Genomic DNA, 11,959 nt, shown 5'->3' on the forward strand with positions numbered 1-11,959 from the left:
TCCCGAGCGGACGGCCGTTGGCCGGAATGCAATGTCCAGAGATCCAATATGAGTAGCATGGCTGACGAAGTGCAGAGGGATCTGATCAAGGCGATCGACAAGGATGCTCTGTTTCTGCCAACTCTCCCGGAAGTCGCGCTGAGGATTCGCCTGGCGGCGGAAGACTCGGAAATCTCCATTGCTGCGCTGAGCAAAGTCATTGGCAGCGACACGGCGCTTTCCGCCCGCCTGATCAAAGTCGTCAACAGCCCCCTGCTGCGGCCCAACTTTGAAGTCAGCGACGTGCTGACCGCAGTTCGACGTCTGGGCGTGAACTACAGCAGTAACCTGGCCATCGGGCTGGTGGTGGAGCAGATGTTTCACGCCAAGTCCGCCGTCATCGAAGCCAAGATGCGCGACATCTGGAAACTCAGCATGCAGGTGGCCGGGGTCTGTAATGTCCTGAGCTACCGCAGCACACGACTGAAGGCCGACAGGGCCACGCTGGCCGGGCTCATTCACCTCATTGGTGTGCTGCCGATCCTGACCTACGCCGAGGACAACTACGAGTTGCTTTCCGACCCTATCAGCCTCAATCACGTCATTGAACGGATTCATCCGATCATCGGTGAGAGGCTGCTGCGGTCATGGGATTTCCCGGATGCCCTGGCGATCGTGCCTCGGGAATTCCAGAGTTTCAGCCGTGTCTCGGGTCAGGCTGACTACGTTGACCTGGTGCAGGTCGCGACGATTCATATTCATGAAATGAACGGCACGCCTTACCCGAACCTGAGCTTCAAGTCCGTGCCGGCGGTAGCGCAACTGGGCCTGAACATGGCCGACGGCGGGCTTATCAATGAGATGAACGAGGCGATGACGCTGCTGTACTGATCGCTATGGCCTGCCCGGTCAAACCAGCCCCACCAGTCCCGACTCCGGCACCATAAAGCTCACCCTTACTTTCAAGCCCCGTTGTGCGCCGTCGTGCAAGGTGATGCGCGCCAAATGTGCCCTGCAGATTTCTCCCACAATCGCCAACCCCAGGCCCGAACCCTTGCTCTGCTGATTGCGCCGGTAGAAGCGCTCGAACACCCGATCACGCTCGTGGGCCGGGATGCCGGGGCCGTCGTCCTCGACTTCAAGCACGCAGGGGGCATGGACACGCAGAATCACATTGCCGCCCGCCGGGGTGTGGGCCAGGGCGTTATCCACCAGATTGCTCAGCAGTTCGTTGAGCAACGTGGGTTCGCCGCGCATCCACACCGGTTCGTCCGCTTCCAGCGCCAATGCCACACCCCGGGCGTGGGCCAGCGGCGCCATGGCCATGCCCAGTTCACGGGCCAGTTGGCTGAGGTCGAGCAACTGCGCCCCACCTTCGGCGATGGCCCGCGCGCCATTCTCGATGCGCGCCAGCGACAACAACTGGTTGGCCAGATGGGTCAGCTTGTCGGTGCCGGAGGCGGCGCTTTCGAGGGTGTTGCGCCACGCCGCAGGCTCGTGGTCTCGCAGACCCAGCTCCAGTCGCGCTTTCAATGCCGCCAGCGGCGTTCGCAACTCATGGGCCGCGTCGGCGATAAATTGCGCCTGACGCTCGAACTGCATGCGCAGCCTTTCGGTGAAGTGGTTGAGCGAGCTGACCAGCGGGCGCAACTCGTGCTGAACCTCGACCAGCGGCAGCGAGCGCAAATCGTCAGGCTGGCGTTCTTCCACCGCCGTGCGCAGGCGATCCAGGGGTCGCAAGGCGGCGCTGACGGTGAACCAGACCAGCAGCAACGCGCCGCCGCCCAGCATGCCCAGCCGCAGCAGCGTATCGGCCATCAGCGCCTGGGCCATGTCCACCCGGGCTTCTTCGGTTTCGGCGACGCGAATCTCGGCCATGCCGTTCATGTTCGGTTCGCTGACGGCCTTGAGCAGGCTGACCACGCGCACGTCCTGGCCCTGATAACGGCCGCTGTAGAACTTGGCGAGGGCCGGATAAGCGTCGGTGCGCGGCGTCCCTGGCGGCGGCGCGGGGATGTTTTCGTAGCCCGAAATGAGCTTTTGATCGATGTCGTTGACCTGGTAGTAAATGCGCCCGGCGCTGTCGTAGGCGAAGGTGTCCAGGGCCACATAGGGCACGTCGGCGCTGAGGGTGCCGTCGTGTTCCGACAACCCGGCGGCGATGGTCCGCGCCGAGGCCAGCAAGGTGCGATCGTAGGCGGTGTCTGCCGCTTCGCGCCCGTTCCAGTAGGCGCTCATGCCGCTGGCGATCATCAGCACCACCAGCAGTAATCCCAGGTTCCACAGCAAGCGCCAGCGCAGGCTGTTTTCGGCTGCGGGAAACGGATTAAGCATCGCGGCTTTCCAGCAGGTAACCGAGGCCCCGGAACGTCACGATCGCGATCGGGTGCCCGTCCAGCTTCTTGCGCAGGCGGTGCACGTAGATTTCGATAGCGTCGGAGCTGGCCTCTTCGTCCAGACCAAACACTTGCGCGGCCAGTTGTTCCTTGCTCATGACCCGACCGGGCCGGGCGATCAGTGATTCGAGCACCGATTGTTCTCGGGAGGTCAGGGTGAGCAGTTCTTCACAGAGTGTGAACCTTCGGGTGTCGAGGTCGTAGACCAGCTCGCCGCAGCGTTGCTGGCGTTCGCCTCCGAGCACGCTGCGGCGCAGCAACGCCTTGACCCGAGCTTCCAGCTCCGACAGTTCAAAGGGTTTGGCCAGGTAGTCATCGGCGCCGAGGTTCAGGCCGTGGACCCTGTCCTTGACGTCGCTGCGGGCAGTCAGCATCAGCACCGGAGTGTTCTTGCCCCGCGCCCGCAGACGTGCCAGCACCTCGAAACCGTCCATGCGCGGCAGGCCGACATCGAGCACCACCGCGGCATAGTCTTCGCTGCTCAGGGCCAGATCAGCTGCAACGCCGTCGTGCAGAACGTCAACGGTCAGGCCGCTGCTCTTGAGCGCCAGCGCGACACTTTCAGCCAGTTGCAGATGATCTTCGACGAGCAGGACACGCATCGACTTCTCCCGAGTGAGCATTTTATGGGCGGAGTTTACAGGCGCGCCGCCGTCAGGGAAGGCCCGGTGCGCGGGAAAGCCAGCCTCCGATCTGGAAGCGGATCAGGTGAACGCTTTCTGAAAGGTAGTTGAAAGGTTGATGAAAGCTTCGCTGATTAGGATCCCGTCACGACTTGTCACGATTGCGTCTTGCGTGACGCTGCTGATGCCAGGGTCGTGACGAAAAACGCCTTGATGCGTTTTCAACAATAAAAACAATATCGGAGTCATCAGTGATGCCCTCACTGCAACCCTCGGCCCTCGTGCCGCCTGAATCCCGTTGTGTTTACTGTTCACCTCGCAGCCCTGTTGCGCGGTGTTTCGTCACGTCCGCATCTTGTCGGCCGACCCTTTCGCGAGGTCATGAGACGACTGCCTGACGAACGTACGACTGCCTGCCCCATTAAAACAACAACTCCTCTGGAGACGGACCATGAACCTATCGTTGCGCCATATCAGCGTTGCCGCCAGCTGCCTGCTGATGGCCACCCAATTGTGGGCCGAGCCCAATCGTCCTGAATGCATCGCGCCGGCCTCGCCCGGCGGCGGCTTCGACCTGACCTGCAAGCTGGCGCAAAGCGCGCTGATCAACGAGAAGATCCTCTCCAAACCGATGCGCGTCACCTACATGCCGGGCGGCGTCGGCGCCGTGGCGTACAACGCGGTGGTCGCTCAGCGCCCGGCCGACGCCGGCACACTGGTGGCCTGGTCCAGCGGTTCGTTGTTGAACCTGGCCCAGGGCAAGTTCGGCCGTTTCGACGAGAACGCCGTGCGCTGGCTGGCCGCCGTCGGCACCAGCTACGGCGCGATCGCTGTCAAGGCTGATTCGCCCTACAAGAACCTCGACGATCTCGTTAAAGCCCTGAAAGCCGACCCGGGCAAAGTGGTCATCGGCTCCGGCGGCACCGTGGGCAGCCAGGACTGGATGCAGACCGCGCTGATCGCCAAGGCTGCCGGAATCAACCCGCGCGAACTGCGTTACGTCGCCCTGGAAGGCGGTGGTGAAATCGCCACTGCCCTGCTCGGCGGCCACATTCAAGTGGGCTCCACCGACATTTCCGACTCCATGCCGCACATCCTCAGCGGCGACATGCGCCTGCTGGCGGTGTTCTCCGAAGAGCGTCTGGACGAGCCGGAAATGAAGAACATCCCGACCGCCAAAGAACAAGGCTACGACATCGTCTGGCCGGTGGTGCGCGGTTTCTATCTGGGGCCAAAGGTGTCGGACGAGGACTACAACTGGTGGAAAGCGGCCTTCGACAAGCTGCTGGCCTCGGAAGACTTCGCCAAGCTGCGCGATCAGCGTGAGCTGTTCCCGTTCGCCATGACCGGTGAAGAGCTGGACAAATATGTGAAAACCCGCGTCGCCGAGTACAAGACGCTGGCCAAGGAATTCGGCCTGATTCAGTGACTGAACTGCATCGACCGGTCTTCGATTGACTGAGGATTGCGCCGCCTGCGCGGTGGCGTGATCCGGGAGTTTTCCATGGTGATACAACGACTTTTCGCTGTCGTGCTGCTGCTGGTCTGCATCGGTCTGGCAATGATGGCCTGGCCTTATCAGGCGCCGTTTTCCTACGAACCCGTCGGCCCCCGCGCCTTCCCGCTGCTGATGCTGGCGCTGATGGGTATTTCGCTGCTGTACATGGCGATCCGTCCGACGCCGATCGTGCATTCGGAGGAAGAACCGGCGCTGGACCGTCCGACGCTGATCAAGATCGGTATCTGTACCCTGCTGTTGCTGGTGTTCGCCGGGCTGTTCGAGCCGCTGGGCTTTGTATTGAGCAGCATCCTGATCGGCATTCCCATGGCGCGCTTGTACGGCGGCCGCTGGCTGCCGAGTGTCGTGATCATCACCTTCATGAGCATCGCGCTGTACGTGCTGTTCGACAAAGTGATGGATGTGCCCCTGCCCCTCGGCCTGCTCGACGTTCTGGAGAATTGATATGGACACTCTCGGCTATCTCGGCCAGGGCTTCGGCGTCGCGCTGACCCCTTACAACTTGATCACCGCGCTGTCCGGCACGCTGATCGGCACCGTCGTCGGCCTGCTGCCCGGGCTGGGCCCGATCAATGGCGTGGCGCTGTTGATCCCCATTGCGTTCGCGTTGGGCCTGCCGCCGGAGTCGGCGTTGATTCTGCTGGCGGCGGTGTATCTGGGCTGTGAATACGGCGGCCGCATCAGCTCCATTCTGCTCAACATTCCGGGCGAAGCATCGACTGTGATGACAGCGCTGGACGGCTACCCGATGGCGCGTCAGGGCATGGCCGGCGTGGCGTTGTCGCTGTCGGCGTGGAGTTCGTTCATTGGCGCGTTCATCGCCACCTGCGGGATGGTCATGTTCGCGCCGCTGCTGGCGAAATGGGCAATTGCCTTCGGCCCGGCGGAATACTTCGTGCTGATGGTGTTCGCCATTGTTTGCCTGGGTGGCATGGCCGGTGATAGGCCGCTGAAGACCTTTGTCGCTGCGCTGATCGGGCTGTTTCTGTCGAGCATCGGTATCGATGCCAACAGCGGCGTGTACCGTTTCACCGGCGACAACATCCATCTGGCTGACGGCATTCAGTTCGTCGTGCTGGTGCTGGGTCTGTTCTCGATCAGTGAAATTCTGTTGCTGCTGGAGAAAACCCACCGCGGGCAGGAAGCGGTGAAAGCCACCGGGCGCATGATGTTTAATTTCAAGGAGGCCAGTTCGGTCTTCTGGGTGAACATCCGTTGCGGTCTGATGGGCTTCATCATGGGCGTGTTGCCCGGTGCGGGCGCGACGCTGGCCAGCGCCGTGACCTACATGTCCGAGAAACGCATCGCCGGCGCAAGTGGCAAGTTCGGACAGGGCGACATGCGCGGTCTGGCTGCGCCGGAAACCGCCATTGGCGCGACGGCCTGCGGCGCACTGGTGCCGATGCTGACCCTGGGCGTGCCGGGTTCGGGTACCACGGCGGTGATGATCGGCGCCCTGTCGCTGTACAACATCACGCCGGGACCGCTGTTGTTTCAACAGCAACCGGACATCGTCTGGGGCCTGATCGCGTCGTTGTTCGTCGCCAACATCATGCTGGTGATCCTCAACATCCCGATGATCCGCATCTTCACCCGCATCCTCTCGGTGCCGAACTGGGCACTGGTGCCGGTGATCGCGATCATCACCGGGATCGGCGTCTACGCAGTGCACGCCACTACCTTCGACCTGTTCCTGATGGTCGGCATCGGCATCTTCGGCTACATCCTGCGCAAGCTGGATTTCCCGCTGTCGCCGATTCTGCTGGGGTTCATCCTTGGCGGGCTGATGGAGCAGAACCTGCGCCGCGCGTTGTCGATTTCCAATGGCGGGCTGGAGATTCTGTGGTCCAGCCCGATCACCCTGGGCATGTGGGTAGTGACGGCATTCATGCTGGTGTTCCCGCTGATCCGCATCTGGCGCAAGCGCTCCAGGCAGCGTCGCGCGCTGGCCGATGTCTGATCGACCCTTCAGTACGTGGTGGGGAACACCGCTGGTTGGCCTGCTGGGGGGATTTCTCGCCAGTCAGGTCGGCTGGCCACTGCCCTGGATGGTCGGCTCGTTGCTGGCAATCATCCTGGTGCGCTGTCTCACGCCCTGGCAGCTGGCTGAAATCCCCGGCGGCCGCAAATGCGGCCAATGGGTGGTCGGCATCGGCATCGGCCTGCACTTCACCCCCGTCGTCATCGAACAAGTCCTCTCCCACTTCGGCCTGATCTTTATCGGCGCACTGGTGACCAGCGTTTCCAGCGTGGTCGGCGTGTGGCTGATGCTGCGCACCGGCGAAGACCGCGCCACGGCGTTCTTTTCCAGCATGCCCGGCGGCTCGGGAGAGATGGTCAACCTCGGCGCACGCAACGGCGCGATTCTCAGCAACGTCGCCGCCGGGCAGAGTCTGCGGGTGCTGGCGGTGGTGCTGTGCGTGCCGGCGATCTTCAAATACCTGATGGGCGACGGCGGCCCGCCTTCCCACGCGACGGTGGTGGATTGGCGGTGGCTGATGCTGCTGTTTCCGCTGGGTGCGTTGGTGGCCTGGGGCTGGGAGCGGTTGAAACAGCCTAATCCGTGGTTATTCGGGCCGTTGCTGATCAGCGCGGTCATCAGCGTCAGTTTCGATTTGCACATCGGCCTGCCCCAGGGTGGCAGTCAGTTGGGGCAATGGCTGATCGGCAGCGGTCTGGGTTGCCACTTCAACCGCGCGTTCTTTCGTCGTGCGCCGTCGTTTATCGGTCGCACGCTGCTGGGGACAACGCTGACCATGAGCATCGCGGCGTTGTGCGCACTGGGCTTGAGCACGCTGACTCATCTGGATTTACGCTCGTTGACGCTGGGGATGATGCCGGGGGGGATCGCAGAAATGAGCCTGACGGCGGAGGTGCTGCAACTGTCGGTGCCACTGGTGACGGCGATGCAAGTGATGCGGTTGTTGTTTGTGTTGTTCCTGGCCGAGCCGTTGTTTCGGTATTGGGATCGACGGCTGGGTTGAGGCCTCGCTCTCATCAAACATGGCACTACCGCAGAGCTGCCTGCGAGCACACAACTTGTGGGAGCGAGCTTGCTAGCGAAAAGGCTAATACATCCGCTACAGCTTCAGCGGTTGAAATGCCGTCTTCGTGAGCAAGGTGGAACGCCACCCCGGTCACTCCCACAGGGTGTGGTGTGTCAGACAACAGGCGGCAATCGCCACTCGATCGGCGCCAGGCCGTTCTGCTCCAGAAACTTGTTCGCCAGACCAAAATGCCCGCAGCCGAGAAACCCTTTGTAGGCCGACAGCGGCGACGGGTGCACGGCGGTCAGGATCAGGTGCTTGGAGGCATCGATCAGTTTTTTCTTGCTCTGCGCATGGGCGCCCCACAGCAGGAATACCAAGTGCGGCTGATGAGCGCTGACGGTTTCGATGATCTTGTCGGTGAAGTGCTGCCAGCCTTTGCCGGCATGGGAAGCGGCGTTGGCGCGCTCGACAGTGAGCGTGGTGTTGAGCATCAGAACGCCCTGATCGGCCCAGGATTGCAGATAGCCGTGATTGGGGATGTCGATGTTCAGGTCACGCTTGAGTTCTTTGTAGATGTTGACCAGCGAAGGCGGCGCCGGCACGCCTGGTTGCACCGAGAAGCAGAGGCCGTGGGCCTGATTGGGGCCGTGATAAGGATCCTGACCCAGGATGACCACTTTCACGTTATCCAGCGGCGTCGAGTTCAGCGCATTGAAGATCAGCGGCCCCGGCGGGTAGATTTCCTTCCCCGCCGCATGCTCCTGACGCAGAAAGTCGCGCAGCTCGCCCATGTAAGGCTTCTCGAACTCGTCGCGCAGGGCCTGCTTCCAGCTGGCCTCCAGTTTGATACGGTCGTCGTTTGTCATGGTGTGATCCGGCAGAAACAATGCGCAACTTTAGGGACTGTGGCTGATTATTTCCAGCGCGGCGCCGTCAGATGTTCCTACACTCGTTCACAGCCGCCGGTTTGCAACTTCCGGGCGTCGAGGGGACTCACAACTCTCGATAGATCCCCGTACCACTGACAAGAGGTCACGATGAATCTGCAATTTGAAGAGCTCACCGCCACCGACGGCGCCCGCCTGGGCATTGCCACGCTGGATGCGGAAAAATCCCTGAATGCCCTGTCGCTGCCGATGATTCTCGCGTTGCAGGACCGCCTTGATGAGTGGGCCAGCGACCCGCAAATCGTCTGCGTATTGCTGCGCGGCAATGGCGAAAAAGCCTTCTGCGCCGGTGGCGACGTGCGTGCGCTGGTCGAGGCCGGGCGCGGTCAGCCGGGCACGGTCCCGCCCCTGGCTGCGCAGTTTTTCGCCGCGGAATATCGACTGGATTATACGCTGCACACCTATCCCAAACCGCTGATCTGCTGGGGCCACGGCTATGTGCTGGGCGGCGGCATGGGCCTTCTGCAGGGGGCGAGCATCCGCGTCGTCACGCCAAGCAGCCGGCTGGCGATGCCGGAAATCAGCATCGGCCTGTTTCCTGACGTCGGCGCCAGCTGGTTCCTGTCGCGACTGCCGGGCAAATTGGGGCTGTTCCTGGGATTGACCGGCGCGCACATCAACGGCCATGACGCGCTGGACCTCGGGCTCGCTGATCGCTTTCTGCTGGACGACCAGCAGGAGGAAATGATCGACCGGCTGCTGCAACTCAACTGGCAGGAACAGACGAAGGTGCAACTGACCAGCCTGTTCCGGGCGCTGCAACTGGAGGCGGTGGATCAGATGCCCGCCGCGCAATGGCTGCCTCGGCGCGAGAGCCTTGATGAGTTGCTGGACGTGGCCGACGCACCGAGTGCCTGGAGTGCGTTGAAACATCACCTGAATGGCGATGACCTGTCATTGGCCAAGGCGGCGAAAACCCTGACCGACGGCTGCCCGATGACCGCGCATCTGGTGTGGGAGCAGATCGAACGGGCGCGGCATCTGTCGCTGGCCGAGGTGTTTCAGATGGAATACACCATGGCGCTCAACTGCTGCCGACATCCCGAGTTCGCTGAGGGTGTTCGCGCTCGGCTGATCGATAAGGACCAAAAGCCTCACTGGCATTGGCAGGACATCGCCACCATTCCGCTGGCGGTGGTGGACGCGCACTTCGAGAAGGCCTGGGAAGGACGGCACCCGTTGGCGGATTTGTCGGAGTATTGAGGCTTTAATTCATGCCTGCCTGGATGGTGTTCAAACGGGCCTCTTCCCGGCTAAAGCCGGTCCCACTATTGGAAATGCTTACCCCTTGTGGGACCGGCTTTAGCCTGGAAAGCGTCAGGTGATACACCTCAACCGTGAGATCCTTCCCATAAAAAAACGGCGCTCCTCGGAGCGCCGTTTTGTAACTCAGCGGTTGCCGCCGCCCGGTCCGCCGTGACCACCACGACCGAAACCGCCATCTCCCCGGTGGCCACCGCCGCCGGGTCCAAAGCCGGGACGTGGTCCGCCGCCACCGCCACCGCCGGGATTGTCATGCCAGCCACCACCGGGGCCAGGGCCATTTCCGCCTCCGGGTCGCGGACCTGGAGGCGGAGGGCGATAACCATTGCCGCCGCCGTGATAACCGCCGCCGTTGTAGCCACCCCCGCCGTGGTACCCGCCGCCATTCCAGTTGCCGCCGCCATAACCCGGGCGACCGCCGTAATCAGGGCGTCCATAACCGGGGCGTCCGTAGCCAGGCCCGTAATAACGGGGCGGCGGAGCGTAATAACGTGGAGGGGGCGCATAGTAGCGAGGCGCCGAGTAATAACGCGGCGAGGAGTAATACACCGCTCCTGCGGAATACACCGGAGCGACCGGACGGTAACTCTCGTACACGTAACCACTGCTGTAGCCACTGCTATAGATCGGCTGCGTGTAGCTTTCTGATTCGTAATAACCTCCGTAACAACCTGCCAGGGACAACGTCATCAAAGCGGTAAGCAATCGTCGATACATGGCGGCCTCCCGGACCGCGGTAGAGCTCGAACCAGCGGCGCTGGTCGGCGTTCCCGAAACTGCCGAGAACGCTAACTCAGACTCTTGAATCATGAGCGAGTGCCCCACCGCGGTCCCCAGCCGCCAGACGGCGCCCTGCATCAGTGCACGTCTTGTCCTTCGTCAAACGACCTGTGCCCGCGCGGCTCAGGCGCGACATGGGTTTGGGCAACTTGGCACAACTCTCGCTTGAGGGAGCTTGTGCAGGAGTCACCTCAGGTTCGCGGCACCACAATTTGCAATAGCCGACTAGGGTTCCGGCTCGCGTCAAGCGAGTGGCTGGTCCGAGAGTTGGCGACCTCCAGTAGAGGTTACACGGCGGGATAAAAGCCCGGGAGACAGGACACCAGTGGTGTCGCCGTGCTCCTGACCGTCCCTTTTCGCTACTGGAGACACCCCCAATGCAAAAGTCCCGTCTGTTCAGCCTGCTCACCGCAGGCGTCTTCGCCGCAATGAGCCTCTCGGCCACCGCTGCCCCGAAGAAAGATTTCGACGTCTGCTGGACCATTTATGCCGGCTGGATGCCATGGGAATACGCAGGGACTCAAGGCATCGTCGACAAGTGGGCCAAGAAGTACGGCATCCACATCGAAGTCACGCAGCTCAACGACTACGTCGAATCCATCAACCAGTACACCGCCGGCCAGTTCGACGGTTGCACCATGACCAACATGGACGCCCTCACCATTCCTGCCGCCGGCGGCGTTGAAAGCACCGCGCTGGTGGTCAGCGATTTCTCCAACGGCAACGACGGCATCGTCCTCAAGGGCGAGGGCAAGAAAGTCACCGACCTCAAGGGCATGGACGTCAATCTGGTCGAGCTGTCGGTGTCCCACTACCTCCTCGCCCGCGCCCTAGACTCGGTGGACCTGACCGAGAAAGACCTGAAAGTCGTCAACACCTCCGACGCTGACATCGCCGCCGCTTTCAACACCAGCGAGGTCAAGGCCGTCACCACCTGGAACCCGATGCTCTCGGAGATCAAGGCCAAGCCCGGCGTCACCGAAGTGTTCGACTCCAGCAAGATCCCTGGCGAGATCATGGACATGATGGTGGTCAACACCCAAACCCTGAAGGACAACCCGGCCTTGGGCAAAGCCCTGACCGGCGCGTGGTTTGAAGTGGTGGCGCTGATGAACGCCAAGTCCGCCGAATCCAAAGCCGCGCTGGAGCACATGGCCCAGGCGTCGGGCACCGATCTGGCCGGCTTCCAGGCGCAACTGGATACCACCAGGCTGTTCGCCACCCCTAAAGAGGCGCTGGAGTTTGCCACCAGCAAGCAACTGCCGATGACCATGCGCAAGGTCGCGGACTTCTCCTTCGACCACGGCCTGCTCGGCGAAGGCGCCAAAGACGCCAGCGCCGTCGGCATGACCTTCGCCAACAGCGTCACCGATGGCGACAAGGCCAACCTCAAGCTGCACTTCGACACGAGCTACGTGCAGATGGCTGCCGACGGCACGCTGTAAAAACCAAAGGTCTTTGC

General features: G+C 62.1%; 11 protein-coding genes and 1 riboswitch. Of the genes, 7 read left to right on the forward strand and 4 right to left on the reverse strand.

All coding sequences use genetic code 11. From position 1 onward, the window contains the following. The first annotated feature begins 48 nt into the window (after positions 1–48). Positions 49–870 carry an HDOD domain-containing protein gene (locus tag FX982_RS02165; protein ID WP_172609474.1) on the forward strand — a complete coding sequence of 274 codons (822 nt, stop codon included), beginning with the start codon at positions 49–51 and terminating at the stop codon, positions 868–870. Between the two features lie 18 nt (positions 871–888). Here FX982_RS02165 and FX982_RS02170 read toward each other — a convergent pair whose 3' ends face one another. After that, complete coding sequence (locus FX982_RS02170; RefSeq protein ID WP_122536051.1) at positions 889–2,313, reverse strand: sensor histidine kinase; 1,425 nt, start codon at positions 2,311–2,313, stop codon at positions 889–891. Continuing rightward, entirely contained in the window at positions 2,306–2,977 is a 672-nt protein-coding gene (locus FX982_RS02175) for a response regulator (protein WP_172609475.1), read from the reverse strand. Before FX982_RS02175 ends, FX982_RS02170 begins: the two co-directional genes overlap by 8 nt. Positions 2,978–3,449: 472 nt before the next feature. On the opposite strand from FX982_RS02175, the gene FX982_RS02180 reads away from it, so the two are divergent. The 4 genes from FX982_RS02180 to FX982_RS02195 all read left to right on the forward strand — a co-directional run bounded on the left by FX982_RS02180 (position 3,450) and on the right by FX982_RS02195 (position 7,501). Further along, positions 3,450–4,427: a Bug family tripartite tricarboxylate transporter substrate binding protein gene (locus FX982_RS02180; RefSeq protein ID WP_172609476.1), complete on the forward strand. Its 978-nt coding sequence runs from the start codon at positions 3,450–3,452 to the stop codon at positions 4,425–4,427. Positions 4,428–4,502: 75 nt separating this feature from the next. Next, on the forward strand, positions 4,503–4,961 hold the full coding sequence (locus FX982_RS02185) for a tripartite tricarboxylate transporter TctB family protein (protein WP_172609477.1): 459 nt from the start codon (positions 4,503–4,505) through the stop codon (positions 4,959–4,961). Between the two features lies 1 nt (position 4,962). Beyond that, positions 4,963–6,477, forward strand: coding sequence for a tripartite tricarboxylate transporter permease (locus FX982_RS02190; RefSeq protein ID WP_065992418.1), 1,515 nt, complete (start codon positions 4,963–4,965; stop codon positions 6,475–6,477). Next, positions 6,470–7,501 carry an AbrB family transcriptional regulator gene (locus FX982_RS02195; protein WP_172609478.1) on the forward strand — a complete coding sequence of 344 codons (1,032 nt, stop codon included), beginning with the start codon at positions 6,470–6,472 and terminating at the stop codon, positions 7,499–7,501. Before FX982_RS02190 ends, FX982_RS02195 begins: the two co-directional genes overlap by 8 nt. A 176-nt stretch (positions 7,502–7,677) precedes the next feature. Here the strand turns inward: FX982_RS02195 and ung are convergent, their stop codons facing one another. Continuing rightward, entirely contained in the window at positions 7,678–8,373 is a 696-nt protein-coding gene (ung, locus tag FX982_RS02200; RefSeq protein ID WP_172609479.1) for a uracil-DNA glycosylase, read from the reverse strand. A gap of 171 nt (positions 8,374–8,544) precedes the next feature. Here ung and FX982_RS02205 point away from each other — a divergent pair, with 171 nt between their 5' ends. After that, on the forward strand, positions 8,545–9,657 hold the full coding sequence (locus FX982_RS02205) for an enoyl-CoA hydratase/isomerase family protein (protein ID WP_172609480.1): 1,113 nt from the start codon (positions 8,545–8,547) through the stop codon (positions 9,655–9,657). Between the two features lie 186 nt (positions 9,658–9,843). Here the strand turns inward: FX982_RS02205 and FX982_RS24700 are convergent, their stop codons facing one another. Continuing rightward, entirely contained in the window at positions 9,844–10,434 is a 591-nt protein-coding gene (locus tag FX982_RS24700) for a hypothetical protein (protein WP_172609481.1), read from the reverse strand. A gap of 277 nt (positions 10,435–10,711) precedes the next feature. After that, positions 10,712–10,813, forward strand: a riboswitch (guanidine-I (ykkC/yxkD leader). Positions 10,814–10,874: 61 nt separating this feature from the next. Between FX982_RS24700 and FX982_RS02215 the strand changes: the two genes are divergently transcribed. Further along, complete coding sequence (locus tag FX982_RS02215; protein WP_172609482.1) at positions 10,875–11,942, forward strand: putative urea ABC transporter substrate-binding protein; 1,068 nt, start codon at positions 10,875–10,877, stop codon at positions 11,940–11,942. The last annotated feature ends 17 nt before the right edge of the window (positions 11,943–11,959 follow it).

The organism is Pseudomonas graminis (assembly GCF_013201545.1).
In the GTDB taxonomy this organism is placed as follows: Bacteria; Pseudomonadota; Gammaproteobacteria; order Pseudomonadales; family Pseudomonadaceae; genus Aquipseudomonas.